Origin of the sequence: Pseudomonas bijieensis (genome assembly GCF_013347965.1) — a bacterium.
GTDB lineage: Bacteria > Pseudomonadota > Gammaproteobacteria > Pseudomonadales > Pseudomonadaceae > Aquipseudomonas > Aquipseudomonas bijieensis.
In genome coordinates, this window is sequence record NZ_CP048810.1 from 4,376,184 (window position 1) to 4,401,996 (window position 25,813).

Genomic DNA, 25,813 nt, shown 5'->3' on the forward strand with positions numbered 1-25,813 from the left:
GCTTACTTGCCAGCGGGCGGCTTGGCCACAGAGCACAGGCGAATCGAGTCCGCGAGGATCTCGATGGCCTTGGGCCGTGGGAAACTGGCGCGCCAGGCGATGGCCACGGTGCGGAATGGCGCCGGTGGCGTCAGCGGGCGGACTTCGATCACGCCGGGGGCATAGTGATGACTGTCCACCGCCGACAACGGCAGGATCGAAATGCCCAGGCCCGAGGCGACCATGTGACGGATGGTTTCCAGGGAGCTGGACTCCACCGTGGTGTGCTTGGCGCCTTCGCCGCCCTTGGTCAGGGTCGGGCAGGCTTCGAGCACCTGGTCGCGGAAGCAGTGGCCTTCGCCCAGCAACAGCAGGCTCTTGTCGTTGAGCAGGGCAGCGTCGATGTTCTTTTTCTGAGTCCAGGGGTGCTGGGCCGGCATCAGGACGTAGAACGGCTCGTCGTAGAGCGGCAGGGTCAGGACGTCGGCTTCGTTGAACGGCAGGGCGATGATGATCGCGTCCAGCTCGCCGTTGCGCAGCTTGTCACGCAGCACATGGGTGAAGTTTTCTTCGATGTACAACGGCATCTGCGGGGCAACCCGGTGCAGTTGCGGGATCAGGTGCGGGAACAGGTACGGGCCGACAGTGTAGATCGCGCCGACTTTCAACGGGGCGGTCAGTTGGTTCTTGCCGGCCTGGGCCAGTTCGCGAATACCCTGGGCCTGCTCCAGGACCTTTTGTGCCTGGGCGACGATGCCTTCGCCCACGGGGGTCAGGCGCACGGCGCTTTTACTGCGCTCGAAAATCAGCACACCGAGTTCGTCTTCAAGCTTTTTCACACCCACCGACAGCGTCGGCTGGCTGACATGGCAACGCTCGGCCGCATGGCCGAAATGCTGCTCTTGGGCGAGGGTCACGATGTAGCGTAATTCTGTGAGGGTCATGGCGAGCGTCCGTGAAGTTGCGAGCCAAGCATACCGGCTGCAATCGATAGACGCACGTTATCAGACTGGGGGCGCGGTGTGACACTGTCTAATGCGTATTACCTGTGGGAGCAAGCTTTGCTCCCACAGGTAATACCTTTGCCCTCGATTGCCAGCCCTATTGCAGGGGCTGGTAATCGAGATCAACGCCGGCGCTTGTCGATGGAGTACACGAACGGTGCCGTCAGTTCGATGGTGCCGTTGGTCAGCAGCTCCGCCGGCGGCTTGGGCAGCGGTTGGGCTTTGCGGATCATTTCCAGGGTGGCCCGGTCGAGCAAGTCGGTGCCGGAGCTGCCCACCAGTTCGAATGACAGCACGTTGCCTTCGGCGTCCACCACGAAACGCAGGCGGTTGGTGCCTTCCTTGTTCATCTGCTGGGCCCTGGGCGGGTACTTCTTGTACTTGCCCAGGTGCGCCAACAGCGTGCCTTGCCAATTAGCCTTGGCAGCCGATTGCGCAGGCGACGGGCCAGGCGCCGGTTGCGCGGACTTCTCGGCCAGTGACTGAGTCGGCGGGGTGTCGCTGGGCTTCTGCTCCGACGGCTGTTCCTTCGGCGGCTCGGGCTTTTTCTCCACCGGTTTGGGCTTGGGCGGTTGCGGCTTGGGCTTGGGCTTGACCGGCTTGGGCACGGAAATCTCCGGCTTCGGCGCTTCGGCCAGCTCGGGCAGCGGCAATTCTTCGACCGGCTCGGGAGGTTGCGGCGGTGTGACGACTTTCGGCGGTGCCGGCGGTGGCGGGGCCGGCACTGGCGCCAGCTCGACCATCATCGCCTGGGGAGGCAATTCAATGGGCGGGCGCGAGGTCCAGTTCAGCGCCAGGGCGATGGCGAGCGCATGCACGCCCAGCACCACCACCAGGCTACCGCTGTAGCGCGTCAGCTTTTGGCGCATCGTGATCATTTCTGCCGCGCCGTCTCGAGTCCGACCAGGCCGACCTTCAGGTAGCCGGCGCTGCGCAGCGTGTCCATCACGCTCATCAGGTCGCCGTAGTCCACGCCTTTATCGGCCTGGAAGAAGATCGTCGTGTCTTTCTTGCCTTGGGTCCTGGCGTCGAGGGTCGCGCCGAGGGTTTCGGCCTTGACCTCGTCTTCGCCCAGGAACAGGCGCTGGTCGGCCTTGACGCTGAGGAACACCGGTTTTTCCGGCCGTGGCGAGGGCTTGGCCGTCGATGCCGGCAGGTCAACCTTGATGTCCACGGTGGCGAGCGGGGCGGCGACCATGAAGATAATCAACAGCACCAGCATCACGTCGATGAACGGCGTGACGTTGATTTCGTGGTTTTCGGCCAGATCGTCGTCTGCGCCTTCTTTCAAATGCAGGCCCATGGCCGATTACCCCACTTTCACCATGTGCGGTTGCGAGCCGCGCTCGGGCGGCAGGTGGTCGAGGTCGCGGCTGACCAGCAACAGGACTTCGGCCGAGGCGTCGGAAACCTGGGCCTTGTAGCCGGCAATGGAGCGGGCGAAGACGTTGTAGATGACCACGGCCGGGATCGCCGCGACCAGGCCCAATGCCGTTGCCAGCAGGGCTTCGGCGATGCCGGGCGCGACGACGGCGAGGTTGGTGGTCTGGGTCTTGGCGATGCCGATGAAGCTGTTCATGATGCCCCACACGGTGCCGAACAGGCCGACGAACGGCGCGGTGGAGCCGATGGTGGCGAGCACCCCGGTGCCGCTGCTCATGTTTCGACCGCAAGCGGCAACCAGGCGCTCTAGGCGGAAGCTCACGCGCTCCTTGATGCCTTCTTTCTCACGGCTGTTGGCCGACAGGCGCATCTCTTCGAGCGCGTCATGTACCAACAGGTTGGCGAGAGTGCCTTCCTTCGCGGCGGTGGCGCTGGCTTCCTTGAGGGTGGTGGCTTTTTTCAGGGCGGCGATTTCACCGCGCAAGCGACGCTTGGCCCCCAGCAGCTCGAAGCCTTTGGCAATCCAGATGGTCCAGGTGATGATCGAGGCGATGGCCAGGCCAATCATCACGATTTTCACGATGATGTCGGCGTTCTTGTACATGCCCCATGGCGACAGGTCATGGGCCATGCCCAGGGAGTTGTCGGCTTCGAGTACTTCAGGTGCATCGGCCTCGACGGCCTGGGCCGGGTCGGTGGCGACGGGCGTCGCAACGGGAGCGGCCGGGTCGGCAGGCGCCTGTACCGCCGCCGGCGCGGTGGTCGGGTTCGTGGCAGGTGTCTGTGCATCGGCGAAGGCGGCGGTGGGAGCCAGCAGCAGGCTGAACAGCAGGGCGGCTACCGTGCTCCAGGCACGAGGTCGATTGGTTGGCGAAGCGGGGGATAGAGAGCGTTTCATGCTGGCCGGACCTGAGAGGAAAAAGAAGGTTGATGTTCTTCCAGGCCTCGTGGGCCGAGAACAAAAGTGGTGGGCATTATTGCAATTAATTCTTGTTAACAAAAGTAATACAGTTACTTTTTTTGTCGCATGGCTAGCCGCTCGTCCCCTGCGAAGGCTAGTCTGAGGCTTTGCCAGAGGAGTTCTTGATGTCCGCGCCTTCTGTTTTGATCGCCGGCTGCGGTGATATCGGCGGCCGCCTGGCCAGCCAGTTAGTGGCCGAACACTGGCAGGTCCATGGTCTGCGGCGTACGGTTTCGAGCCTGCCTACTGGCGTCATCGGGGTGGCGGGGGATTTGTTCAGCGAGCAATGCCCCGACGACTGGCCCACGGGGTCGCTGGATTACCTGGTGTACAGCGCCGCGGCCACCGACCATGACGAAGCGGGCTATCGCGCGGCTTACGTCGAAGGTTTGCAGCATGTGTTGGGTTGGTTGAAGCAGCACGGCCAGCGGCCCAAGCGTCTGCTTTTTGTGTCCAGCAGCAGTGTTTATGGGCAGCAGCAGGGCGAATGGGTGGATGAAACCTCGCCAACTGTCGCTGGCGGTTACTCCGGTCGGCTGATGCTCGAAGCCGAGCAAGTGGCGCTGGACAGCGGCATCCCGGCCAGCCGCGTGCGCCTGACCGGCATCTACGGCCCGGGGCGTGAATGGCTGTTGAGCCAGGTGCGTCAGGGCTATAGCGTGGTGGAAGATCCGCCCCTGTACGCCAACCGCATCCACGCCGACGACGCGGCGGGGCTGCTGGCCTTCCTCCTGGAGGCCGATCGCCAGGGCAAAGCCCTGGAAGACTGCTATATCGGCGTCGACGACGCTCCCGCCGCGCTGGCCGACGTGGTGGGCTGGTTGCGTGAATACCTGGGCGTTACCCAATGGGCCGAAAACGCCAGCGTCCGCCGCGCCGGCAGCAAGCGCTGCAGCAATGCCCGGGCGAAGGCCTTGGGCTGGACGCCGCGTTATCCGAGTTTTCGCGAGGGGTATGCGGCGATTCTCGAAGGGCGCTGCTGACACGGGCCCGCTCGGCGTGTGCTCGATGATGTGGTTCGGCGCCAAGGGCTAGTCCTCTATGGGCTCTTGCCGTCCTGAGTACTTTCCAGGCCTTGACTTGGTTCATCGAGCTCGCCGAGCATTATCCGTTGCTTGCCAAAACCAAGAGTGATCTGCAGGCCACCCGCAACCGTTTCAGTCATCTTTTGCGTCGTCGATGTGGGCCAACATCCTATCGAACGACCTAGCAGCGACAAGGACCGTCATCAATGCAAGCCAGTTTCAGCAAAGGCGTTATCTTTGCACTCTCCGCCGCCGCACTTAACGCCACGATAGGCGTGCTCAGCAAAGTGCTCATGAGCAATGGTTTCACCGCCAGCAGTGTCGCCGTCATAAAGACCGTCCTGGGTTGTCTGCTGCTCTCGGCCTTGCTGCTGTTTATCAAGCGTCCGGCGACGAGGGCCAAATGGACCCAGGCGGCGATCTGCGCGTTTCTCGGTATCTTTGTGCTGTTCCACTTCGAAACGGCTGCCTATCGGCATTACGCTGCGGCGGGTGTAGTCGTGATGCTGATGGCCAGTGCTTCCATTTCCTCGATTGTGCTCGGACGCATAATCCTCAAGGATGCGATCACCGCGAACGCCACTGTGGGTGCCGCCTTGGCGATCGCCGGAATCGCGGTGATCTTTGGTGCCGATCTGCGGCAGGGCTTCACGCTCCAAGGCGTTGCGCTCGCGTCCATGGCGGGCTGCGGCTATGGGGCGTTTTCGGTAGCCATGAAACGGATGGGCGTGTCCGGTGGGCTGCACTTCACTCGTCAGTTGCTGTTCTTCGGCAGTCTGTACTTGCTGATGCCGGCTTCGGCCGACGGCTTCGTGATCGGTGAGCTGTCGCCCTGGGCGATTGCCGCATTGCTGGCGCTGGCCGCGCTGCCAACTATCCTCGGCTTTTTCTGCACCACCAAGGCAATCGAGTACCTCAAGCCATCCCAGGTGCAAGCCTTGGAGCTGACCGAGCCGCTGTTCGCCGCACTGCTGGCATTTGTTGTGCTCAATGAAGTGCCGCGCGAAAGCCTGTACCCGGGTGCACTACTGATCATCATTGGGCTGTGTTTCTCCAATGAGCTGATCCGTCTGGGTAGAAAAAAACCTGTTCCGTCTCGCGCGTGAACCTTTGCCGGGAGGGGGCGCTCGTACAGTTATTTCAAAGCGCCCTATCTCTTACTGCTTTTCCAGCAACCACTGCCGAGTGCCCGGTGTGAACGAAGGCATTTCATCGGCCAGCGCCGCGTTGACGGTCTGGAAGATTTCCAGCTTCTTGCCATCGCGGGCGAAGATCCAGGTGTTGCCCTGGCCGTTCTGTTGCAACCAGATGTTGTCGTTGCCACCGCTCATGGAGGCGCAATCGCCGGCCAGGCACAAGGCGTAGCGATCGGCACCCGGCAGGCCGCTGACCCGGCCGTCGGGTTGGAATTGCACGCTGGCGCCTTGGCCGGGGCCGTTGACGATGTTCCAGGTGCCACCGAGGTAGGCGGCATACAGCGCGCGCTCGAAACTGGCGCCGATTGGTGCGCCTTCCGGCACTTGGATTGTCGCGCGGTCGAACACTTGCTGTGGCTCGTTCTCGGTGGCGGCCTGGCTCAACTGGTTGCCGTCACGCTTGAGTTCGCTGGCGGAGCTGCCGTAGAAATCGACTTTCCACGCGCCGTCTTCTTCGCCCAGCAATTTGCCTTCGACGTTTTCAAAACCGTTGGTGTAGCGCGCCTGACCGGCCCGGGTGTTGACGTCCCATTCCAGGTTCGGGCCATAGCCCTGCAGCGCTTCGCGAAGCAGGCCGCCCTTGGCGGCAGCGTCGATGGCTGCCTGGTTGATCCAGGTGCCGCTGATGTCACGGTCGGCTGGGTCGCTGGCGCAGCCGCCCAGAAGCAGGGCTGCCAGCGAGAGAGCAAGCGCTTTGCGCATGGTGGAATCCTTTCAAGACGAAAACGGCGCAGCGGGAGACGCTGCGCCGGCCTTATTACTCGATGACCAGGATGGCATCCATCTCAACCTGCGCACCCTTTGGCAGGGCTGCCACGCCGATGGCGGCACGGGCAGGGTAAGGTTGGTCGAAGTACTTGCCCATGATCTCGTTGACCTTGGCGAAGTGGCTCAGGTCGGTGAGGAAGATATTGAGCTTGACGATGTCCTTGAACGAACCGCCAGCAGCCTCGGCCACGGCCTTGAGGTTTTCGAATACCTGCACGGTCTGGGCTTCGAAGCCTTCCACCAGCTCCATGGTTTTCGGGTCCAGCGGGATCTGGCCCGACATGTACACGGTGTTACCGGCCTTGATCGCCTGGGAATAGGTGCCAATGGCGGCTGGGGCCTTGTCGCTGGTGATAACGGTCTTGGTCATTGATGACTCCTTGTAAGCAATAGGCCTGTACGCGACGCTATGCGCGCATCCGGGTGATGCGGATGACGCCGGTCAGGGCACGCAGTTTCTTGATCACGCGGGCCAGGTGCACACGGTCGTGCACGCTGACCACCAATTGAACGACGCTGATGCGACCATCGCGCTCGTCCATGCTGATTTTTTCGATGTTGCCGTCGGCGGCGTTGACGCTGCTGGCCAGCAGGGCGATCAGGCCGCGCTGGTGTTCCAGCTCGACCCGCAGCTCGACGTTGAATTCGCCGGTGACATCCTTGGCCCAGGAGAGCTGGATGCATTTTTCCGGGTTGTGGCGGATTTCGCTGATGTTGCGGCAGTTGTCCAGGTGCACCACCATCCCTTTGCCGGCAGACAGGTGGCCGACAATCGGGTCGCCCGGGATCGGCGTGCAACACTTGGCATAGCTGAGCACCAGGCCTTCGGTGCCGCGAATCGCCAGCGGGCCTTCGGGGCTTGGCAACTGCTCGCCCTCGCCGAGCAGGCGGCGGGCGACGACATAGGCCATGCGATTGCCCAGGCCGATGTCTTCCAGCAGGTCTTCGATCAGTTCGAGGCGGTATTCGTGGAGCATCGCTTGCACGCGCTCGGCCGGGATCTTGTCCAGCGCGCTGTCGAAACCGTTCAGCACTTTGTTCAGCAGGCGCTCGCCAAGGCTGATGGATTCGGAGCGGCGTTGCAGTTTCAAGGCATGGCGGATGTGTGTGCGGGCTTTGCCGGTGACCACGAAATTGAGCCACGCCGGGTTCGGCCGGGCGCCGGGCGCGCTGACGATTTCCACCGTGGAGCCGCTTTGCAGTGGTTCGGACAACGGCGCCAGGCGGCGGTTGATCCGGCACGCGATGCAGCTGTTGCCGACGTCGGTGTGTACCGCATAGGCAAAGTCCACGGCGGTGGAGCCTTTGGGCAGCTCCATGATCCGGCCCTTGGGCGTGAAGACGTAGACCTCGTCCGGGAACAGGTCGATCTTCACGCTCTCGATGAACTCCAGGGAATTGCCGGCCCGCTGCTGCATTTCCAGCACGCCCTTGACCCATTGCCGGGCGCGGGCGTGGGTGCTCTTGGGCTGTTCGTCACCGCTGGATTTGTAGAGCCAGTGGGCGGCGATGCCGTTGTTGGCCATTTCTTCCATTTCACGGGTGCGGATCTGGATTTCGATCGGTACGCCGTGCATGCCGAACAGCGTGGTGTGCAGCGACTGATAGCCGTTGGCCTTGGGAATTGCGATGTAGTCCTTGAAGCGCCCCGGCAACGGTTTGTACAAATTATGCACAGCGCCGAGTACGCGGTAGCAGGTATCGACCTTGTCGACGATGATCCGGAACGCATAGACATCCATGATCTCGTTGAAGGCCCGACGCTTGCCGCGCATTTTCTTGTAGATGCCGTAGAGGTGTTTCTGCCGCCCGCTGACTTCGCCTTCGATGCCGTCGATCGCCAGGCAGTGGCTCAGGGACTCTTCGATCTTGTTGACGATTTCCTTGCGGTTGCCCCGGGCGCGCTTGACGGCCTGGTTGATCCGCGCCGAACGCATCGGGTGCATGGCCTTGAAACCGAGGTCTTCGAACTCGATGCGGATCGCATGCATGCCCAGGCGATTGGCGATGGGCGCATAGATTTCCAGGGTTTCCTTGGCAATGCGCCGGCGTTTTTCGCCGGAGAGGACTTCCAGGGTGCGCATGTTGTGCAGGCGGTCGGCGAGCTTGACCAGGATCACGCGGATGTCGCGCGCCATGGCCATGGCCATTTTCTGGAAGTTCTCGGCCTGGGCCTCGGCCTTGGTCTCGAAGTTCATCTGGGTCAGTTTGCTGACCCCGTCGACCAGTTCGGCCACGGTTTCGCCGAACTGCGCTTGCAGCGCTTCCTTGGCAATGCCGGTGTCTTCGATCACGTCATGCAGCATCGCCGCCATCAGGCTCTGATGGTCCATGTGCATGTCGGCAAGAATGTTCGCCACCGCAAGCGGATGCGTGACGTACGCCTCGCCGCTGCGGCGGCGCTGGCCGTCGTGGGCTTGTTCGGCGTAGAAGTAGGCTCGGCGGACCAGATTGACCTGGTCCGTGCCGAGGTAGGCCGATAAGCGATCGGCGAGGGCGTCTATGCTCGGCATGATGATGACTCCTGCCGTTTGCTGTGACCCCGCGCCGTGCTACGTCGACCAGGCATAGGCTTAGACCGCCTCGTTGGACTCGTCCTCGAACGCTGCGAACAGCGGTTCGTCTTCGACGATTTCAGCGTTGGCGATGAACTCGTAGCTCATCAGGCCTTCGGCGATTTCACGCAGCGCTACCACGGTAGGCTTGTCGTTTTCCCACTGGACCAACGGCTCTTTGCCACCGGTGGCCAGTTGACGGGCACGCTTGGTAGAGAGCATGACCAGCTCAAAGCGGTTTTCCACGTGTTCTAGGCAGTCTTCAACGGTTACGCGGGCCATGGTATTCCTCGGAGCGAATGCAATATGCGCGCTGCCCGGTTGGGCGAGCGGACTCGACAGTTTAAAAAAACACCAGCGTTTAGGGAAGCGCTGATTTTTTAACCAAACCCCTCGGCGCGCTGCGAGTACCAATGTAAAGCCGTCGCAGCGGTTTTGGGAAGGGCTGTTCAGCCCAGCAGTTCGGCCAATAGTTTGCCGAAACGTTGCTGTTGGCGTTTCTGCTGCAACTGGCTGGCGCGGAAAATCGCCTTCAGGTCGTCCAGTGCATGGGCGAAATCGTCGTTGATGATCAGGTAATCATAGTCGACGTAATGGCTCATTTCGCTGACCGCTTCGCGCATCCGGCCTTCGATGATTTCGTCACTGTCCTGGCCACGGTTGGTCAGGCGCTGGCGCAAGGCCTGCTGGCTCGGCGGGAGGATGAAGATCGAACGGGCCTGGGGCATCAGCTTGCGCACCTGCTCGGCGCCTTGCCAATCGATCTCCAGGATCAGGTCGTGGCCTTCGTCGAGGGTCTGCTGCAGATAGCTTTGCGAAGTGCCATAGAGGTTGCCGAAGACTTCGGCGCGCTCCAGGAAGTCGCCGTGCTCGGCCATCTTCACGAATTCTTCGCGATCGACGAAGTGATAATTCACGCCGTTGACTTCGCCCGGGCGCATGGCGCGGGTGGTGTGCGAGACCGAGACGCGGATCTGCGGCTCGGCATCGACCAGTGCCTTGACCAGGCTGGTCTTGCCGGCGCCCGAGGGCGCGGAAATGATGTAGAGAGTGCCGGTGCTGTGGGTCATGTCGGGTTAGCCTTACTCAATGTTCTGCACTTGTTCGCGCATTTGCTCGATCAACACCTTGAGGTTGACCGCAGCCTGGGTGCTGCGCGGGTCGAAGGCTTTGGAGCCCAGTGTATTGGCTTCGCGGTTGAGTTCCTGCATCAGGAAGTCCAGGCGGCGACCGGCCGCACCACCGGACTTGAGCACCCGGCGAACTTCGATGATGTGGGTGCTCAGGCGATCCAGTTCTTCGGCCACGTCGCTCTTTTGCGCGAGCATGACCATTTCCTGCTCCAGGCGCTGCGGATCCAGCTCGGCCTTCATGTCGGCGAAGCGATCGAGGACTTTCTGGCGCTGGGTAGCGAGCATCTGCGGGACCAGCTCGCGCAGGGTGCTGACGTCTTCCTCAATGGAGGTCAGGCGCTCGTTGATCAGCCGGGCCAGCTCCGCGCCTTCGCGCTCGCGGCCGGCCTTGAGTTCCTTGAGCCCTTCATTGAACAGCGCCATCGCCTCGGCGTTCAGCGCTTGCGGGTCGTTCGCATCGCCCACCAGCACGCCGGGCCAGGCCAGGACTTCCAGCGGGTTCAGGGCCGCAGGGTTGTTGATCAGGCTGGCGATGGTTTCGGCTGCTGCGACCAGTTGCGCGGCGCGCTCGCGGTCCACTTGCAGGGCTTTGCCAGTGCTTTCTTCGGTGAAACGCAGGGTGCATTCCAGCTTGCCCCGGGACAGGCCCTGGCGCAGGGCTTCGCGCACGCCGCCTTCGAGGTCGCGAAAGGATTCAGGCAGGCGCAGGTGCGGCTCCAGGTAACGGCTGTTGACCGAGCGCAGTTCCCAGCTCAGCGTGCCTTGGACCCCGGCCTTTTCGACGCGGGCGAAGGCGGTCATGCTGTGCACCATGGAGGTTCCTCGCAATGCAGGCCGGCACGACGGTGGTCGTGGGCCTGGGATCTGTAAATAAAAGCCCAAGGGCAGCAAAGGCGCAGGATTGTAGCGCAGTGAGCCCCTGGCCCCAAACCGGGCATGTGACAAAGCGCTGCAACCCGTCGGGCGGGCCTTTGAGGAGCTTCGCTCGTGTCGGCTTTTAGAGCTGCGCTACGTTTAACTGCCCTATGACGGTTCACGGCTCTATAATGCTCGGCAGTTTTCCGTCCTCTGTACAGGTGTTCCCTATGAAACGTCCAAGTGGTCGCGCTGCCGATCAGCTTCGCTCGATCCGCATTACCCGCAACTACACCAAACACGCCGAGGGATCTGTACTGGTCGAATTCGGTGATACCAAGGTCATCTGCACCGTCAGCGTCGAAAACGGCGTGCCACGGTTCCTCAAGGGCCAGGGCCAGGGCTGGTTGACCGCCGAATACGGCATGCTGCCGCGCGCCACCGGCGAGCGGAACCAGCGCGAGGCCAGCCGTGGCAAGCAGGGCGGTCGTACCCTGGAAATCCAGCGCCTGATCGGCCGTTCGCTGCGCGCCGCGCTGGACATGTCCAAGTTGGGCGATGTGACGCTGTATGTCGATTGCGACGTGATCCAGGCTGACGGCGGTACGCGTACCGCGTCCATCACCGGGGCCATGGTCGCCCTGGTCGATGCCTTGAAAGTGATCAAGAAGCGCGGCGGCCTCAAGGGCGGCGACCCGCTCAAGCAAATGATCGCCGCCGTTTCCGTGGGTATGTACCAGGGTGAACCGGTGCTGGACCTGGATTACCTGGAAGATTCCGCCGCCGAGACCGACCTGAACGTGGTCATGACCAGTGCCGGCGGCTTCATCGAGGTTCAGGGCACCGCCGAGGGTGCACCGTTCCAGCCGGAAGAATTGAACGCTATGCTGGAGTTGGCGAAGAAAGGCATGAACGAGATCTTCGAACTGCAAAAAGCCGCGTTGGCTGACTGATCGATCCACGCTTCAGACAAGGAGAGTGTCATGAGTGATGAGCAAGTCCTGCTGCCCCAGCCGAGCAAAGAGGCGCGTCAATGGGCAATGTTTTGTCACCTGTCCGCCTTGTTGGGGATCTGGATTCCGTTCGGTACGCTGATCGGGCCGCTGGTGCTCTGGCAGCTCAAGCGCGAGTCCGACCCGTTCATCGACGCCCAGGGTAAGGAAGCGTTGAACTTCCAGATCACCGTTGCCATTGCTTCGGCGATCTGCCTGCTGCTGATGGTCGTGGTGATCGGCTTCTTCCTGTTCGGCCTGGTGGCCATCGGTGCGTTGGTGTTGACCATCATCGGTGGCGTGAAGGCCAATGAGGGGCAGCCGTATCGGTATCCGTTTACCTGGCGCTTGGTCAAATAACGATCAAGGCTTCGATTCAAGAACAATGCCCCGACTTATCGGGGCATTGTTTTTTATAAAAAATGTTTCTCTCCATATACGGCATCCAATTGCCTGGCGCGTTATCGTGCGCATATATGTATTGCTCTTAAACTTTTAGTCACAACTCGCGAAGTTCCAATGCGGTCCATGTGCTTGGCAATAGCGCTCGTCGATTGATAGAGTTGCCCCACGTTATATTTCCTCAGAAATATTTCGATATATTCAGACCATTGAAGGTCCTTGAATTCAAAGCCAATCAATGCTGAGGCAATCAACCTGTTCAAGCGGCGTGCCCAGGTAAAAAGTTCGCCCCTGAATATATACCCGAAGATAAACATTCATGTTTCAACTCGATTTCTATGGAACACTTGTCGCCGCCTCTTTAGTGCTGTTACTGGGGCGTGGGCTTGTTACGCGTGTTGGTTTTCTACGCGCCTACAATATCCCTGAGCCTGTGGCGGGTGGCCTGGTAGTTGCCTTGGCCCTGTTGGCTTTGCGAGGGCTTGAAGTTGAAGTTCGATTCGATACTTCACTGCAAACACCGTTGATGCTGGCGTTTTTTGCCACCATTGGCCTGAGTGCGGACTTCGCCAGCCTGAAGAAAGGCGGGCGGCTCGTGGGCATTTTCCTGTTAGCGGTTGTCGGGCTGCTGCTGGTCCAGAACGCCATGGGCATCGGGCTCGCAAAAGCGCTGGGGCTCGATCCGCTGATGGGGTTGCTGACAGGCTCGATCACCTTGTCGGGCGGTCACGGGACCGGCGCAGCGTGGGGGACGGTGTTCAGTGAGAAGTTCGGCCTGGCCTCCGCCTCCGAGTTGGCGATGGCTTCTGCAACGTTCGGCTTGGTGTTGGGTGGCTTGATCGGTGGTCCGGTCGCTCGCCTGCTCATCAAGCGTGTCCAGTCACCCGGCTGCCTTGAGCCAGAAAAGCCCCGGGTGCCCAAGGGCTTCGAGCAGCCGAACAAAGAGCGCTCGATCACGCCGTTTTCGTTCATCGAGACGCTCGCCCTGATCGCGGTCAGCCTGTTGGCCGGTACGCTCTTGAATGGTCAGCTCCACGATACGGCCTTCGAATTGCCGACGTTCGTTTGCGTCTTGTTCGTGGGAGTGGTTCTGCGTAACGGGTTTTCGGCACTGGGCCTGTATCAAGTATTCGAGCGAGAAGTGTCCGTGCTTGGCAATGTCAGTTTGTCACTGTTCCTGGCGATCGCCTTGATGTCACTCAAGTTGTGGGACCTGGCCTCACTGGCCTTGCCGATCTTTATTATCCTGGCGGCCCAGACATTGGTCATGGCGCTATTCGCGATTTTCGTGACGTTCAGGCTCATGGGCAGTCATTACGATGCCGCGGTATTGGCGGCAGGGCATTGTGGTTTCGGGTTGGGTGCCACGCCGACGGCCATCGCCAACATGCAGGCAGTGACGCAGCGCTACGGACCTTCGCAGATAGCGTTCCTGGTGGTGCCCATGGTGGGGGCGTTCTTCATCGATATCATTAACGTCATCGTCATCAAGTTGTACCTTGCCCTGCCGTTTTTTGCCGCGGCTTGATGTTCGACGCGTTAGCGTGCTCCATGAAAAATGCCCGTCTCTTGCGAAACGGGCATTTTCTTTAGGCAGTCGACCTGCGGGATGTCGCGGATAGACTTAGATGGTCAGGGTCCAGTCGTAATCCACGATCAGCGGCGCATGCTGCGAGAACCGTGGCTGGCGCGGCAGGCGGGCGCTGCGTACGAAACGGCGCAGCCCTGGCGTCAGCAACTGGTAGTCGAAACGCCAACCGAGGTTGAGCATCTCGGCCTGCTCGTTGTCCGGCCACCAGCTGTACTGATCACCTTCACGGCTGACTTCACGCAGGGCATCGACATAGCCCATGTTGCCAATGATCTCGTCCATCCAGGCCCGTTCCGGCGCCAGGAAGCCAGGAGATTGTTGGCTGTCGCGCCAGTTCTTGATATCCAGCTTCTGTTGCGCCACGTACAGCGAGCCACAATAAATGTACTCGCGACGTTTGCGCCGCTGTTTATCCAGGTAACGGGCGAAATCGTCCATCAACTTGAATTTCTGATTCAAATCTTCATCGCCGTTCTGCCCCGAAGGGAGCAGTAAGGTCGCGATGCTGACCTTGTCGAAATCGGCTTGCAGGTAGCGCCCGTAGCGGTCCGCCGTCTCGAAACCAAGACCGTTGATGACAGCCTTCGGTTGCAGCCGCGAGTACAAAGCCACGCCACCCTGGGCGGGGACTTCGGCATCGCAGGCATAAAGGAAGTAACCATCCAGTTGGAAGGCTGCATCGTCAAGTTCAAAGGCGGAGGCGCGGGTGTCCTGCAGGCAGATGACGTCGGCATTCTGTGCTTGCAGCCAACTGAGCAAACCACGCTCGACTGCAGCCTGAATACCATTGACGTTCACACTGATGATCCGCATAAATGGCCCCAAAAATCACGTGCGTGTATGATACACGGCGTGTACCTATTTAGCTAAATCCGCGGTATTTGAGGCTTTTTTTCATGCAGGCGTATCAGCGCGATTTCATTCGTTTTGCCATCGATCGCGGCGTTTTGCGCTTCGGTGAGTTCACCCTCAAGTCTGGGCGCACCAGCCCGTACTTCTTCAATGCTGGCCTGTTCAACACCGGTACAGCCCTGGCGCAGTTGGGCCGTTTCTATGCGGCGGCCATCGTCGAGAGCGGCATCCCGTTCGACGTGCTGTTCGGCCCGGCCTACAAAGGCATCCCGCTGGCCGCCACTACTGCCGTCGCCCTGGCCGAACACCACGGCCGTGACTTGCCTTGGTGCTTCAACCGCAAGGAAGCCAAGGCCCATGGCGAAGGCGGCAGCCTGGTGGGCGCGCCACTGACTGGCGAAGTATTGATCATCGACGACGTGATCACCGCCGGCACCGCGATCCGCGAAGTGATGCAGATCATCGGTTCCCAGGAAGGCGCCAAGGCCGCCGGCGTGCTGATCGCCCTGAACCGTCAGGAGCGCGGCAACGGTGAACTGTCGGCGATCCAGGAAGTGGAGCGCGACTTCGGCATCCCGGTGATCAGCATCGTGTCGCTGAACCAGGTGCTGGAGTTTTTGGCCGACGATCCGCAGCTCAAGCAGCATTTGCCGGCGGTTGAGGCTTATCGGGCGCAGTTCGGCGTCTAATAGACCTGCGCAATCTCCCTGTGGGAGCGAGCAAGTTCGCTCCCACAGGGAGGAAGGCAAAAAAAGACCCCGCTCAACCAGGTTGAACGGGGTCTTTTTTTACAGGAATCGCTTAAGGACGCTTGCGATTACTGATCAATGTACCCACGCCGGTATCAGTGAAGATTTCCAGCAGGATCGCATTCGGCACCCGGCCGTCGATGATCAGCGAGCTGCCGACGCCGCCCTGTACCGCTTCCAGCGCGCAACGGATCTTGGGCAGCATGCCGCCGTAGATGGTGCCGTCGGCGATCAGGTCGTCGACCTGCTGGGTCGACAGCCCGGTCAGGACCTTGCCCGACTTGTCCATCAGGCCGGCGATGTTGGTCAGCAGCATCAGCTTTTCAGCTTTCAGCGCTTCGGCAACCTTGCCGGCCACCAGGTCAGCGTTGATGTTGTACGACTCACCGTTGGCGCCCACGCCGATTGGCGCGATGACCGGGATGAAATCGCCCTTGACCAGCAGGTTCAGCAGGTCGGTGTTGATGCCGACCACTTCGCCCACGTGACCGATGTCGATGATTTCCGGCTGGGTCATTTCCGGGGTCTGGCGGGTGACGGTGAGTTTTTTCGCCCGGATCAGCTCGGCGTCCTTCCCTGTCAGGCCAATGGCGCTGCCGCCGTGGCGGTTGATCAGGTTGACGATGTCCTTGTTGACCTGGCCGCCCAGGACCATTTCCACCACATCCATGGTCTGCGCGTCGGTGACGCGCATGCCATCGATGAAGTGGCTCTCGATCGACAGGCGCTTGAGCAGGTCACCGATCTGCGGGCCGCCGCCGTGTACGACCACCGGGTTGATGCCCACGGCCTTCATCAGCACGATGTCGCGGGCGAAGCCGGTTTTCAGCTCCTCGCTTTCCATCGCGTTGCCGCCGTATTTGATCACCAGGGTCTTGCCGACGTAGCGTCGGATATAAGGCAACGCTTCGGACAGGACCTTGGCGGTGTTGGCGGCGGCTTCGCGTTCGAGGGTCATTCAGGGCTCCGGTAGTGCTTCAAAAAATCAAAACGGTAGTTGGAGATCAGGTGCAACACGTTTGAGTTGGCTGTGGAACACATCCTTGATGCGCTGCAGTTCGGTTTCGTTGTCGGCCTCGAAACGCAGCACCAGCACCGGTGTGGTGTTGGATGCGCGAACCAGGCCCCAGCCGTGGGGATAGTCGACCCGCACACCGTCGATGGTGGTCAGTTCGGCGCCTTCGCCCCATTGAGCGTCGTGCAGTGCATCAATGATGCTGAATTTGCTCTCTTCGGTCACATGGATATTGATTTCTGGCGTAGAAATATCGTTCGGGAAGGTCGCGAACAGCTCTTCGGCCGTGGATTTCTCCTTGCTGAGGATTTCCAGCAGGCGCGCGGCGCTGTAGATACCGTCGTCGAAACCGAACCAGCGCTCCTTGAAGAAGATGTGGCCGCTCATTTCGCCGGCCAGCAGGGCGCCGCTTTGTTTCATTTTCTTCTTGATCAACGAATGACCGGTTTTCCACATCAATGGACGACCGCCATATTCCTTGATCAACGGCACCAGGCGACGGGTGCACTTAACGTCGAAGATGATTTCGGCGTTCGGATTGCGCGCCACCACGTCGCGAGCGAACAGCATCAGCAGGCGGTCGGGGAACACCACGCTGCCGGTATTCGTCACCACGCCCACGCGGTCGCCGTCACCGTCGAAGGCCAGGCCCAGGTCGGCGTTGGTTTCCTTGACCTTGGCGATCAGGTCTTCGAGGTTTTCCAGCTTGCCCGGGTCCGGGTGGTGGTTAGGGAAGTTGCCGTCCACGTCGCAGAACAGTGGGATGACTTCGCAGTTCAGGGCTTCGATCAGTTGCGGGGCGATCACGCCGGCCGCGCCGTTGCCGCAGTCGACCACCACTTTCAGGCGGCGGGCGAGTTTCACGTCCTTGACGATTTCGTCGTTGTAGCGCTCGAGGATATCGACTTTGGTGATGCTGCCCTGGCCGCTGCTCAGGTCGTTGGTCTTGAGGCGGGTGTGCAGGGCCTGGATCTGCTCGTTGGCGAGGGTGTCGCCGGCGATGACGATCTTGAAACCGTTGTAGTTCGACGGGTTGTGGCTGCCGGTGAGCATCACGCCGGATTTACCGGCCAGCACGTTGGCGGCGTAGTACAGCGCCGGGGTCGGCACCAGGCCCACGTCGCTGACGTGGCAGCCACTGTCGGCAACGCCTTTGATCAGTTGTTCGACCAGCTCGGGGCCCGACAGACGGCCGTCACGGCCGACACACACGTTCGGTTCGCCCTGGGCCAGGCTCTGGGAGCCAATGGCGCGGCCGATCCAGTAGGCGGTTTCGGCGGTGAGGGTTTCCGGTACCACGCCACGGATGTCATAGGCGCGGAAAATGCTTTCAGGGAAGATCGGGGCGATTGCGGCTGGGGTGTTCATGGGCGGGGCGCTCTATCAGGAAGGTGACTGGACAGGCCGACGATGGGCGTCGGCAGGCTCAAGCTGAAGGGTATGACGGCGTTTTTGACAGAGAGTTCGTGGTGGGAAAATGCCATGAGACAGCGTTACCCCGGCCTCGCTCGCCTAATACATTGATTCCGGGTGGGAAACCTAGCAGAAAGCCATTGCGCATTTTTTGTCCTGAAACAGAAGCTTAATAAACGGGCCGGGCAGGACACCCGGCCTGAAACCACCGGTCAATGGCTGCCGGAATGTCCGAAACCACCAGCACCGCGCTGGCTTTCGTCGAATTCTTCGACCAATTCGAAGTGGGCCTGCACCACCGGTACCAGCACCAACTGCGCGATGCGTTCGCCTACGGCAATGTTGAATGTCGTATGGCCACGGTTCCAGCACGACACCATCAGTTCGCCCTGGTAGTCGGAGTCGATCAGCCCCACCAGGTTGCCCAGCACGATGCCGTGCTTATGGCCCAGGCCCGAGCGTGGCAGGATCAGCGCGGCCAGGCCCGGGTCGCCGATGTACACCGACAGGCCGGTAGGGATCAGCAGAGTCTGGCCCGGTTCCAGGATTGTGTCCTGCTTGAGCATGGCCCGCAGGTCGAGACCGGCGGAGCCTGGTGTAGCGTATTGCGGCAGCGGGAATTCGTTGCCGATGCGGGGGTCGAGGATCTTGGCTTGTAGCGCGTGCATGTCGATTAAACCTGGTTCAGCCGTTCGGCGATAAAAGTGATCAGCTGGCGGGCGATCTTGCCTTTGCTGGTCTGGGCGAAAAGGGTGGCGTGCAACTGGCGGTCGATCACGCTGCAGGCGTTTTCTTCGCTGTTGAAGCCGATGCTCGGGTTGGCGACGTCGTTGGCGACGATCAGGTCCAGATTCTTGTCCTTGAGCTTGCGCGCGGCGTAATCGAGCAGGTGCTCGGTTTCGGCGGCGAAGCCAACACTGAACGGACGGTCGGGACGGGTGGCGATGGTGGCAAGAATATCCGGGTTGCGGACCATTTGTAATAACAGGCCGTCGCCGCTCGTAGGGTCTTTCTTCAATTTTTGCGGAGCAACGACTTCGGGGCGGTAGTCCGCTACCGCCGCCGAGGCGATGAACAGATCACACGGGATGGCCGCTTCGCAGGCGGCGAGCATGTCCCGGGCGCTGACCACGTCGATGCGCGTGGTCCGGTCCGGGGTCGGCAAATGCACGGGGCCGGTGATCAGCGTTACCCGGGCGCCGGCTTCCACGGCGGCTTCGGCCAGGGCGAAGCCCATTTTTCCGGAGCTGTGGTTGGTGATGTAGCGCACCGGGTCGATGTTTTCCTGGGTCGGCCCGGCGGTGATCAGCACGTGCTTGCCGGTCAGGGCCTGGCGCTGGAAGCAGTCGGCGGCGCACTGGGCCAGGTCGGTGGCTTCAAGCATGCGGCCCATGCCGACATCGCCGCAGGCCTGGCTCCCGGAGGCCGGGCCGAAGACTTTCAGGGCGCGGCTTTGGAGCAATTGCAGGTTGGCCTGGGTGGCCGGGTCGCGCCACATGGCCTGGTTCATGGCCGGCGCCACGGCGACTACCGCGTCGGTGGCGAGCACCAGGGTGGTCAACAGGTCATCGGCGATGCCCTGGGCCAGGCGGGCGATCAGGTCGGCGGTAGCCGGGGCGATCAGCACCAGGTCGGCCCACTTGGCCAGTTCGATATGGCCCATGGCGGCCTCTGCCGCCGGGTCGAGCAAATCCAGGTGGACCGGGTGCCCGGACAGGGCCTGCATAGTCAGCGGGGTGATGAATTCAGCGCCGCCGCGGGTCATGACGACCCGTACTTCCGCGCCCTGGTCGATAAGCCTGCGAACCAGCTCGGCGCTCTTGTAGGCGGCAATGCCGCCGCCGACGCCCAGAACGATGCGTTTCCGATACAGCCGCTGCATAGGCCTGCCTTTCGATTTCAGTGGTCAGTGCGAGGCGACCCCCTTGGCCGCTGCCAGGGGCAAATCGCCTGCAAAAAAGATGGGCTACGATATCACAGCGACCGCTATGGAACAGCGGTGCCACAATCAGGGAGATGTCATGAGTATTCGGGATTGGCCGACGGCCGAGCGGCCGCGGGAGAGGTTATTGGAGTGGGGGGCGGCGAGTCTTTCGGATGCCGAGCTGTTGGCGATTTTCCTGCGCACGGGGGTGTCCGGGAAAAGTGCGGTGGACCTGGCGCGACATCTGCTGCATCAGTTCGGCGGCCTGCGGATTCTCCTGGAGGCCGATCTGCGCACCTTCAGCGCGCACCTGGGCCTGGGGCCGGCGAAGTTCGCGCAGTTGCAGGCTGTGCTCGAAATGGGCCGTCGGCATCTGGCCGAAAACCTGCGACGAGATTCTGTACTGGAAAGTCCGCTGGCAGTGCGGGACTACCTCAAGGCCATGCTGCGCCACGAGCCCCATGAGGTATTTGGATGTCTTTTCCTGGATTCCCGGCATCGGGTGCTGGCATATGAGGCATTGTTTCGCGGCTCCATCGACAGCGCCAGCGTCTATCCCCGGCAGGTGGTCAAGCGTGCCCTGGCCCATAACGCCGCCGCATTGATCCTGTGCCACAACCATCCCTCCGGCAATACCGAGCCCAGCCAGGCCGATCGGGTGCTCACTGAACGGCTTCAGGAGGCGCTGGAACTGATCGATGTGCGGGTGCTCGACCACTTCATCGTTGGCGATGGGGAGCCGCTGTCGATGGCGGAGTATGGGTGGATGTAGGCCCGGTCAGGCTTGAATAATCCCTTGTGGGAGCAAAGCTTGCTCGCGATAGCGGTTTTACAGCCAACACAAGGGTTGTATGTGATGACGTCATCGCGAGCAAGCTTTGCTCCCACAGGCTCCCCCGGCGGGGCTCTGGGGGCCGGGGTTACTTGAGGCTGACTTTGGAGTAATCCTGCCGCCCAAACGGGCTGACCGCATAACCCTGCACATCCTTGCGGGTCAACGCGAACGCGGTTGGGTGGGCCAGCGGCAGCCACAGGGCCTGTTGCTGGATCTGCGCCTGTGCCTGTTCGTAGAGCTTGGCACGCACACCCTGTTCGCCGGTGGTCTTGCCGGCGCTGATCAGTTTGTCCAGGTCCGGGTTGCAGTAGCGGGCGAAGTTGGTCCCGGACTTGACCGCTGCGCAGGAAAACTGCGGTGTGAGGAAGTTGTCCGGGTCGCCGTTGTCGCCCGCCCAGCCCATGAACAGCAGGTCATGTTCGCCGGCTTTGGCGCGGCGGATCAGTTCGCCCCATTCGATCACGCGGATTTCGGCCTGGATGCCAATTTCCGCCAGGTCGGACTGCAGCAGTTGCGCGCCGACGCTGGGGTTGGGGTTCAGCAGGCTGCCGGATGGACGAGTCCAGATGGTGGTCTGGAAACCCTCCTTCAAACCGGCCTTGGCCAGCAATTCACGAGCCTTGGCTGGGTCATGGGTGTAGCCCGGCAGGCTCTTGGCATAGCTCCAGGTGTTCGGCGGGTAGGGGCCATTGGCGGCTTCGGCGGTGCCTTCGAAGACAGTCTTGAGGTAACTGGCCTTGTCGAATGCCAGGTTGATGGCTTGACGCACCTCAGGTTTGTCCAGCGGCGGATGCTGGCTGTTGATCGCCACGAACGCGGTCATGAAGGCGTCGGTCTGGGCCACGCTCAGCGTGGGCTCCTGGCGGGCGGCCTGTACATCCAGCGGCTTGGGTGACAAGGCGATCTGGCATTCATTGCGCCGCAGTTTCTGCAGGCGCACGTTGGCATCCGGCGTGATCGCGAAAACCAGCGGGTCCACTTGGGGCTTGCCGCCAAAATAATCAGCGTTGGCCTTGTAGCGAATTGAGGCGTCTTTCTGGAATCGGTTGAAAATGAATGGGCCGGTACCGATCGGTTGGCTGTTGAGTTTTTCCGGTGTGCCGGCCTTGAGCAACTGATCGGCGTATTCGGCCGAATAGATGGAGGCAAAGCCCATGCTCAACGTCGCCAGGAAGGTCGAATCCGCGTGATCGAGGGTGAAGCGAACGGTCAACGGGTCCAGTGCGTCGATTTTCTTGATCAGAGCGGGTAGCTGCATGGACTGGGCGTGGGGGAAACCACTCTGCGCAACCTTGTGCCAAGGATTCGCCGGGTCGAGCATGCGTTCGAAGCTGAATTTCACATCTTCGGCGGTCAGGTCGCGGCGCGGCGTGAAGTACTCGGTACGATGGAACTTGACCTGTGGGCGTAGCTTGAACAGGTAGGTCAGGCCGTCGGTCGAGACCTCCCAGTGCTCGGCCAGGCTGGGGACCACCTTGCCGCTGGCGGTGTCGAAATCCACCAGGCGGTTCATCAGCACGTCGGCAGAGGCGTTGGTAGTCGTCAGGGAGTTGTACTGGACGACATCGAACCCTTCCGGGCTGGCTTCGGTGCAGACGCTCAGGGCGGCGGCCAAGGCCTGCGGGGTAATCAGCAGAGGGGCGAGCAACAATGGTAGGGCAGCGAGGCGCATGGTCGGTTTCCTGTGCAAGTCGAAGGCCCATCTGCGAGTGCAGTCTGGAAAAGGCCTACCCTAGTGGGCTCGTCGCTAAATGACTATCCCCTTTTTGCATTTTCCGGCACTCTGCGCCGGCGCGTTGATGGCTCAAAACCGTCGCGGGTGAAAAAAACCTGCGCGCAGCGACGAGTGGTAACGGGCCGCGCCGGCCTTTACTCCAGCCGTCCGGGGCGGTTGCTCGAGCATTCCCGGTGAAGACAAATCACATCGGCTGTTGTTGCGCTGTGGTCTTTCTGGTATAAAGCAGCGCTCTTTTCTAGGGGCCCGGTTCCTTCACTGTAGGTGTAGCCGGTAAGACCCTTAAAGAAACGCGGCGCCTGGCGCCAAATGACTGAGAGATTAAGCGGCCAACCCATGCCGGGTTGGGCATGTGGTTTTAGAGGGCTGAGGCATGTCGAGAGTCTGTCAAGTTACCGGTAAGGGTCCGGTGACTGGGAATAACATTTCCCACGCAAACAACAAAACCCGTCGTCGTTTCCTGCCGAACCTGCAGCATCACCGCTTCTGGGTTGAAGAAGAGAAACGTTTTGTGCGTCTGCGCGTATCTGCCAAGGGCATGCGCATCATCGACAAGCGTGGCATCAGTGTCGTGCTGGCCGAACTTCGTCGCGATGGCAAGGTTTAAGGGAGCTAATCATGCGTGAATTGATTCGTTTGATCTCGAGCGCCGGTACTGGTCACTTCTACACTACCGACAAGAACAAGCGTACTACCCCGGACAAAATCGAGATCAAGAAATATGATCCGGTTGTTCGCAAGCACGTGATCTACAAGGAAGGCAAAATCAAGTAATTGATTTTTCCCTTCTTACGAAAAAGGCCCGTATCGCGAGATACGGGCCTTTTTTGTTGTGCGTGTGAAGTCGATCAGCCGCAGTTGATGCTCACAATGATCCTGTCGGCATTGGTGTGCAGGTTGATGCGTCGCGGGCGCAGATCCCAGCTCGTAGGATACTTCGGGCCCGTGGCGCGCACGGGAGCCCCATTGGCCAGGGCGCGAACTTCTTCAAGCAGTTCAGGGGTGCATTTTTGGCCGATGGTGTATTGGGCGATGGCGAGATCGCATTGATCGGTCGGCATGGGAATGACGACGGTGTCGCCTTGATCGGGTAAGACGGGCATGTTGCCTCCTTGCAAATAGTCATAGAGTTGGGGCGCTCACCTGTCGGCTCGGCCGCACGTCCTGTGCGTTGCCGTTGTGACGATAAAATGCGTGGCGCCCGGGGGGCAGTTTCATCTGCAGTGGTGGTCACCGACCAGCGAAAGAGTGTCAGCGGCTTTTTCAGCGGGGCTCAAGCCTTCTGCTCGAAGGCTACATAAATCTTGCGGCACGGCTCCAACACTTCCCAGGTGCCCTTGAAACCCGCTGGAATGACAAAACGGTCGCCAGCCCGCAAGGTCTTGGCATTGCCATCGTCGTCGCGCAGCACGGAAACGCCCTGGACGATCTCGCAATATTCATGCTCGGTGTAGTTGACCATCCACTGACCGACGGCGCCTTCCCATACGCCCGCATTCATTTGCCCGCAGGGGCTGTTGTAGTGGTTGAACACGGTTTGTTCGGGATCGCCCTTGAACACCTTGGCCGCGTCCGGGCGATAGCGTTCGGCAGGAGTATTGGCCTGGCTGAAATCGACGATGTCCTGAATGCTCATGCGGTAGATCCCGGTGATGGCTTGGAAGGTTTCGAGTCTATGTTTATTAAAACGAACATCGCAAGGCCGTTTACCGGCGTTATGTCAAATATATTGAAACATGACCAGCCGCTGGTTTAGGGTGGCGGGTGCCCTGTGCCGAAGATAGCGCCGAAAACAGCGCGGGAAACAGGCTGGCCGGGCAGAATTCGTTGAGCGCTGCGCATTGCGCGGCGTTCTTACTCAATAAGAGGAGGACACACGCATGACCACCCTGACTCGTGCCGATTGGGAACAACGCGCCCGCGACCTGAAGATCGAAGGCCGCGCCTTTATCAACGGCGAGTACACCGATGCGGTGTCCGGCGAAACCTTCGATTGCCTCAGCCCGGTCGATGGCCGCCTGCTCGGCAAGATCGCCAGCTGTGACGTTGCCGACGCCCAGCGTGCCGTCGAAAACGCCCGCGCCACTTTCAATTCCGGCGTCTGGTCGCGCCTGGCGCCAAGCAAGCGCAAAGCCACCATGATTCGTTTCGCCGGCCTGCTCAGGCAGAACGCCGAAGAGTTGGCCCTGCTCGAAACCCTGGACATGGGCAAGCCGATCAGCGACTCGCTGAACATCGACGTCCCAGGCGCAGCTCAAGCGTTGAGCTGGAGCGGCGAAGCCATCGATAAGCTCTACGACGAAGTGGCGGCCACCCCGCACGATCAGTTGGGCCTGGTAACCCGTGAGCCGGTGGGCGTCGTGGGCGCTATCGTGCCGTGGAACTTCCCGCTGATGATGGCCTGCTGGAAGCTTGGTCCGGCGCTGTCCACCGGCAACTCGGTGGTGCTCAAGCCGTCGGAAAAATCCCCGCTGACCGCCATCCGTATCGCTGCCCTGGCGATCGAAGCCGGCATTCCGAAAGGTGTGCTGAACGTACTGCCGGGCTACGGCCATACCGTCGGCAAGGCCCTGGCCCTGCACATGGACGTCGATACCCTGGTGTTCACTGGCTCCACCAAGATCGCCAAGCAACTGATGATTTACTCCGGCGAATCCAACATGAAGCGTGTCTGGCTGGAAGCCGGCGGCAAGAGCCCGAACATCGTGTTTGCCGATGCCCCGGATCTGCAAGCCGCTGCCGAATCCGCCGCCAGCGCCATCGCGTTCAACCAGGGCGAAGTCTGCACTGCCGGTTCGCGGCTGTTGGTGGAACGCTCTATCAAGGACACCTTCCTGCCGCTGGTGATCGAAGCCCTCAAGGGCTGGAAGCCTGGCAACCCCCTGGACCCAGCTACCAATGTTGGCGCACTGGTGGATACTCAGCAGATGAACACTGTGCTGTCCTACATCGAGGCCGGTCACAGCGACGGCGCGAAGCTGGTGGCCGGTGGCAAGCGCATTCTTGAGGAAACCGGCGGCACGTATGTCGAGCCGACGATTTTCGATGGCGTGAGCAACGCGATGAAAATCGCCCAGGAAGAGATTTTCGGCCCGGTGCTGTCGGTCATCGCCTTCGACACGGCCGAGGAAGCCGTGCAGATCGCCAACGACACGCCGTACGGTCTGGCTGCGGCGGTATGGACCAAGGACATTTCCAAGGCCCACCTGACGGCCAAGGCCCTGCGCGCCGGCAGCGTCTGGGTCAACCAGTACGACGGTGGCGACATGACCGCGCCGTTCGGTGGCTTCAAGCAGTCGGGCAACGGTCGCGACAAGTCGCTGCATGCGTTCGACAAGTACACCGAGCTGAAGGCGACCTGGATCAAGCTGTAACGGTGATGGCCCCCAGGGTGACCGGGGGGCTTCATGCAGTGTTGATCTCCCTGTGGGAGCGAGCCTGCTCGC

At 61.0% G+C, this 25,813-nt stretch carries 27 protein-coding genes and 1 pseudogene; 10 read left to right on the forward strand and 18 right to left on the reverse strand.

The genetic code is table 11. From position 1 onward, the window contains the following. Positions 1-2: 2 nt before the first annotated feature. From GN234_RS19050 to exbB, 4 genes are all read right to left on the reverse strand, one after another. A complete protein-coding gene (locus GN234_RS19050; protein WP_109752728.1) occupies positions 3-923 on the reverse strand; it encodes a hydrogen peroxide-inducible genes activator in 921 nt (306 codons plus the stop codon). Between the two features lie 182 nt (positions 924-1,105). Beyond that, complete coding sequence (locus tag GN234_RS19055; protein WP_176688921.1) at positions 1,106-1,861, reverse strand: energy transducer TonB; 756 nt, start codon at positions 1,859-1,861, stop codon at positions 1,106-1,108. Next, the gene (gene exbD, locus GN234_RS19060) at positions 1,858-2,286 is read right to left on the reverse strand and encodes a TonB system transport protein ExbD (RefSeq protein ID WP_163856170.1); all 429 of its coding nucleotides are present in this window, start codon (positions 2,284-2,286) and stop codon (positions 1,858-1,860) included. The genes GN234_RS19055 and exbD overlap by 4 nt, the downstream gene beginning before the upstream one ends. A 6-nt stretch (positions 2,287-2,292) precedes the next feature. After that, positions 2,293-3,264 carry a tonB-system energizer ExbB gene (gene exbB / locus GN234_RS19065; RefSeq protein ID WP_176688922.1) on the reverse strand — a complete coding sequence of 324 codons (972 nt, stop codon included), beginning with the start codon at positions 3,262-3,264 and terminating at the stop codon, positions 2,293-2,295. A gap of 188 nt (positions 3,265-3,452) precedes the next feature. Here exbB and GN234_RS19070 point away from each other — a divergent pair, with 188 nt between their 5' ends. Continuing rightward, positions 3,453-4,310, forward strand: a complete 858-nt coding sequence (locus GN234_RS19070; RefSeq protein WP_116833746.1) for an SDR family oxidoreductase — start codon at positions 3,453-3,455, stop codon at positions 4,308-4,310. Positions 4,311-4,558: 248 nt separating this feature from the next. Continuing rightward, a complete protein-coding gene (locus GN234_RS19075) occupies positions 4,559-5,458 on the forward strand; it encodes a DMT family transporter (RefSeq protein WP_176688923.1) in 900 nt (299 codons plus the stop codon). A gap of 51 nt (positions 5,459-5,509) precedes the next feature. On the opposite strand, the gene GN234_RS19080 is transcribed toward GN234_RS19075, so the two are convergent. The 6 genes from GN234_RS19080 to GN234_RS19105 all read right to left on the reverse strand — a co-directional run bounded on the left by GN234_RS19080 (position 5,510) and on the right by GN234_RS19105 (position 10,817). Beyond that, the gene (locus GN234_RS19080) at positions 5,510-6,250 is read right to left on the reverse strand and encodes a hypothetical protein (protein WP_176688924.1); all 741 of its coding nucleotides are present in this window, start codon (positions 6,248-6,250) and stop codon (positions 5,510-5,512) included. A 55-nt stretch (positions 6,251-6,305) separates the two neighbouring features. Continuing rightward, positions 6,306-6,686, reverse strand: coding sequence for a RidA family protein (locus GN234_RS19085; RefSeq protein ID WP_014340863.1), 381 nt, complete (start codon positions 6,684-6,686; stop codon positions 6,306-6,308). A 37-nt stretch (positions 6,687-6,723) separates the two neighbouring features. Next, positions 6,724-8,829 carry a bifunctional GTP diphosphokinase/guanosine-3',5'-bis pyrophosphate 3'-pyrophosphohydrolase gene (spoT, locus tag GN234_RS19090; RefSeq protein WP_109752721.1) on the reverse strand — a complete coding sequence of 702 codons (2,106 nt, stop codon included), beginning with the start codon at positions 8,827-8,829 and terminating at the stop codon, positions 6,724-6,726. Between the two features lie 60 nt (positions 8,830-8,889). Then, positions 8,890-9,153 (reverse strand): DNA-directed RNA polymerase subunit omega, encoded by a 264-nt coding sequence (gene rpoZ, locus GN234_RS19095; protein ID WP_003177259.1) that lies wholly within the window; start codon positions 9,151-9,153, stop codon positions 8,890-8,892. Between the two features lie 167 nt (positions 9,154-9,320). Continuing rightward, positions 9,321-9,941 (reverse strand): guanylate kinase, encoded by a 621-nt coding sequence (gene gmk / locus GN234_RS19100; protein WP_092204773.1) that lies wholly within the window; start codon positions 9,939-9,941, stop codon positions 9,321-9,323. A gap of 12 nt (positions 9,942-9,953) precedes the next feature. After that, entirely contained in the window at positions 9,954-10,817 is an 864-nt protein-coding gene (locus GN234_RS19105; RefSeq protein WP_176688925.1) for a YicC/YloC family endoribonuclease, read from the reverse strand. Positions 10,818-11,089: 272 nt separating this feature from the next. Here GN234_RS19105 and rph point away from each other — a divergent pair, with 272 nt between their 5' ends. The 3 genes from rph (at position 11,090) to gltS (ending at position 13,781) form a co-directional block, all read left to right on the forward strand. Then, positions 11,090-11,812 carry a ribonuclease PH gene (gene rph / locus GN234_RS19110; protein ID WP_003177262.1) on the forward strand — a complete coding sequence of 241 codons (723 nt, stop codon included), beginning with the start codon at positions 11,090-11,092 and terminating at the stop codon, positions 11,810-11,812. A 30-nt stretch (positions 11,813-11,842) separates the two neighbouring features. After that, entirely contained in the window at positions 11,843-12,211 is a 369-nt protein-coding gene (locus tag GN234_RS19115) for a DUF4870 domain-containing protein (protein WP_109752718.1), read from the forward strand. Between the two features lie 361 nt (positions 12,212-12,572). Beyond that, a complete protein-coding gene (gltS, locus tag GN234_RS19120; protein ID WP_176688926.1) occupies positions 12,573-13,781 on the forward strand; it encodes a sodium/glutamate symporter in 1,209 nt (402 codons plus the stop codon). 96 nt (positions 13,782-13,877) lie between these two features. On the opposite strand, the gene GN234_RS19125 is transcribed toward gltS, so the two are convergent. After that, a complete protein-coding gene (locus GN234_RS19125) occupies positions 13,878-14,657 on the reverse strand; it encodes an exodeoxyribonuclease III (protein WP_013694557.1) in 780 nt (259 codons plus the stop codon). An 83-nt stretch (positions 14,658-14,740) separates the two neighbouring features. On the opposite strand from GN234_RS19125, the gene pyrE reads away from it, so the two are divergent. Beyond that, positions 14,741-15,385, forward strand: coding sequence for an orotate phosphoribosyltransferase (gene pyrE / locus GN234_RS19130; RefSeq protein WP_109752715.1), 645 nt, complete (start codon positions 14,741-14,743; stop codon positions 15,383-15,385). A 112-nt stretch (positions 15,386-15,497) separates the two neighbouring features. Here the strand turns inward: pyrE and argB are convergent, their stop codons facing one another. From argB to coaBC, 4 genes and pseudogenes are all read right to left on the reverse strand, one after another. Continuing rightward, a complete protein-coding gene (gene argB, locus GN234_RS19135; RefSeq protein WP_003206871.1) occupies positions 15,498-16,403 on the reverse strand; it encodes an acetylglutamate kinase in 906 nt (301 codons plus the stop codon). Between the two features lie 27 nt (positions 16,404-16,430). After that, a pseudogene (locus GN234_RS19140) lies at positions 16,431-17,834 on the reverse strand (phosphomannomutase/phosphoglucomutase); the annotation flags it as partial. Between the two features lie 251 nt (positions 17,835-18,085). After that, positions 18,086-18,541 carry a dUTP diphosphatase gene (gene dut / locus GN234_RS19145; RefSeq protein ID WP_176688927.1) on the reverse strand — a complete coding sequence of 152 codons (456 nt, stop codon included), beginning with the start codon at positions 18,539-18,541 and terminating at the stop codon, positions 18,086-18,088. A gap of 5 nt (positions 18,542-18,546) precedes the next feature. Continuing rightward, positions 18,547-19,755, reverse strand: coding sequence for a bifunctional phosphopantothenoylcysteine decarboxylase/phosphopantothenate--cysteine ligase CoaBC (gene coaBC / locus GN234_RS19150; protein WP_176688928.1), 1,209 nt, complete (start codon positions 19,753-19,755; stop codon positions 18,547-18,549). A gap of 139 nt (positions 19,756-19,894) precedes the next feature. Between coaBC and radC the strand changes: the two genes are divergently transcribed. Next, a complete protein-coding gene (gene radC, locus GN234_RS19155) occupies positions 19,895-20,569 on the forward strand; it encodes a RadC family protein (protein ID WP_109752712.1) in 675 nt (224 codons plus the stop codon). 148 nt (positions 20,570-20,717) lie between these two features. Here the strand turns inward: radC and GN234_RS19160 are convergent, their stop codons facing one another. Continuing rightward, complete coding sequence (locus tag GN234_RS19160; protein WP_109752711.1) at positions 20,718-22,304, reverse strand: ABC transporter substrate-binding protein; 1,587 nt, start codon at positions 22,302-22,304, stop codon at positions 20,718-20,720. 436 nt (positions 22,305-22,740) lie between these two features. Between GN234_RS19160 and rpmB the strand changes: the two genes are divergently transcribed. Together rpmB and rpmG are read left to right on the forward strand one after the other, a co-directional pair. After that, positions 22,741-22,974 (forward strand): 50S ribosomal protein L28, encoded by a 234-nt coding sequence (rpmB, locus tag GN234_RS19165; RefSeq protein WP_003177273.1) that lies wholly within the window; start codon positions 22,741-22,743, stop codon positions 22,972-22,974. Between the two features lie 11 nt (positions 22,975-22,985). Next, positions 22,986-23,141: a 50S ribosomal protein L33 gene (gene rpmG / locus GN234_RS19170; protein WP_003177274.1), complete on the forward strand. Its 156-nt coding sequence runs from the start codon at positions 22,986-22,988 to the stop codon at positions 23,139-23,141. Between the two features lie 74 nt (positions 23,142-23,215). Here rpmG and GN234_RS19175 read toward each other — a convergent pair whose 3' ends face one another. Continuing rightward, positions 23,216-23,470: a peptidase inhibitor gene (locus GN234_RS19175; protein WP_232199874.1), complete on the reverse strand. Its 255-nt coding sequence runs from the start codon at positions 23,468-23,470 to the stop codon at positions 23,216-23,218. Between the two features lie 170 nt (positions 23,471-23,640). After that, the gene (locus GN234_RS19180; protein ID WP_176688929.1) at positions 23,641-24,003 is read right to left on the reverse strand and encodes a cupin domain-containing protein; all 363 of its coding nucleotides are present in this window, start codon (positions 24,001-24,003) and stop codon (positions 23,641-23,643) included. 244 nt (positions 24,004-24,247) lie between these two features. Between GN234_RS19180 and GN234_RS19185 the strand changes: the two genes are divergently transcribed. Beyond that, the gene (locus GN234_RS19185) at positions 24,248-25,741 is read left to right on the forward strand and encodes an aldehyde dehydrogenase (RefSeq protein ID WP_109752709.1); all 1,494 of its coding nucleotides are present in this window, start codon (positions 24,248-24,250) and stop codon (positions 25,739-25,741) included. The last annotated feature ends 72 nt before the right edge of the window (positions 25,742-25,813 follow it).

Coding starts and splice junctions, on each gene's coding strand:
- GN234_RS19125 (WP_013694557.1), bottom strand. CDS start 14,657: ATGCGGATCATCAGTGTGAACGTCAATGGTATTCAGGCTGCAGTCGAG.
- GN234_RS19080 (WP_176688924.1), bottom strand. CDS start 6,250: ATGCGCAAAGCGCTTGCTCTCTCGCTGGCAGCCCTGCTTCTGGGCGGC.
- gmk (WP_092204773.1), bottom strand. CDS start 9,941: ATGACCCACAGCACCGGCACTCTCTACATCATTTCCGCGCCCTCGGGC.
- pyrE (WP_109752715.1), top strand. CDS start 14,741: ATGCAGGCGTATCAGCGCGATTTCATTCGTTTTGCCATCGATCGCGGC.
- spoT (WP_109752721.1), bottom strand. CDS start 8,829: ATGCCGAGCATAGACGCCCTCGCCGATCGCTTATCGGCCTACCTCGGC.
- GN234_RS19115 (WP_109752718.1), top strand. CDS start 11,843: ATGAGTGATGAGCAAGTCCTGCTGCCCCAGCCGAGCAAAGAGGCGCGT.
- rpmG (WP_003177274.1), top strand. CDS start 22,986: ATGCGTGAATTGATTCGTTTGATCTCGAGCGCCGGTACTGGTCACTTC.
- exbB (WP_176688922.1), bottom strand. CDS start 3,264: ATGAAACGCTCTCTATCCCCCGCTTCGCCAACCAATCGACCTCGTGCC.
- rph (WP_003177262.1), top strand. CDS start 11,090: ATGAAACGTCCAAGTGGTCGCGCTGCCGATCAGCTTCGCTCGATCCGC.
- GN234_RS19185 (WP_109752709.1), top strand. CDS start 24,248: ATGACCACCCTGACTCGTGCCGATTGGGAACAACGCGCCCGCGACCTG.
- GN234_RS19075 (WP_176688923.1), top strand. CDS start 4,559: ATGCAAGCCAGTTTCAGCAAAGGCGTTATCTTTGCACTCTCCGCCGCC.
- rpoZ (WP_003177259.1), bottom strand. CDS start 9,153: ATGGCCCGCGTAACCGTTGAAGACTGCCTAGAACACGTGGAAAACCGC.
- dut (WP_176688927.1), bottom strand. CDS start 18,541: ATGCACGCGCTACAAGCCAAGATCCTCGACCCCCGCATCGGCAACGAA.
- argB (WP_003206871.1), bottom strand. CDS start 16,403: ATGACCCTCGAACGCGAAGCCGCCGCCAACACCGCCAAGGTCCTGTCC.
- GN234_RS19055 (WP_176688921.1), bottom strand. CDS start 1,861: ATGATCACGATGCGCCAAAAGCTGACGCGCTACAGCGGTAGCCTGGTG.
- radC (WP_109752712.1), top strand. CDS start 19,895: ATGAGTATTCGGGATTGGCCGACGGCCGAGCGGCCGCGGGAGAGGTTA.
- GN234_RS19085 (WP_014340863.1), bottom strand. CDS start 6,686: ATGACCAAGACCGTTATCACCAGCGACAAGGCCCCAGCCGCCATTGGC.
- GN234_RS19180 (WP_176688929.1), bottom strand. CDS start 24,003: ATGAGCATTCAGGACATCGTCGATTTCAGCCAGGCCAATACTCCTGCC.
- rpmB (WP_003177273.1), top strand. CDS start 22,741: ATGTCGAGAGTCTGTCAAGTTACCGGTAAGGGTCCGGTGACTGGGAAT.
- GN234_RS19050 (WP_109752728.1), bottom strand. CDS start 923: ATGACCCTCACAGAATTACGCTACATCGTGACCCTCGCCCAAGAGCAG.
- GN234_RS19070 (WP_116833746.1), top strand. CDS start 3,453: ATGTCCGCGCCTTCTGTTTTGATCGCCGGCTGCGGTGATATCGGCGGC.
- GN234_RS19105 (WP_176688925.1), bottom strand. CDS start 10,817: ATGGTGCACAGCATGACCGCCTTCGCCCGCGTCGAAAAGGCCGGGGTC.
- gltS (WP_176688926.1), top strand. CDS start 12,573: ATGTTTCAACTCGATTTCTATGGAACACTTGTCGCCGCCTCTTTAGTG.
- GN234_RS19160 (WP_109752711.1), bottom strand. CDS start 22,304: ATGCGCCTCGCTGCCCTACCATTGTTGCTCGCCCCTCTGCTGATTACC.
- coaBC (WP_176688928.1), bottom strand. CDS start 19,755: ATGCAGCGGCTGTATCGGAAACGCATCGTTCTGGGCGTCGGCGGCGGC.
- GN234_RS19175 (WP_232199874.1), bottom strand. CDS start 23,470: ATGCCCGTCTTACCCGATCAAGGCGACACCGTCGTCATTCCCATGCCG.
- exbD (WP_163856170.1), bottom strand. CDS start 2,286: ATGGGCCTGCATTTGAAAGAAGGCGCAGACGACGATCTGGCCGAAAAC.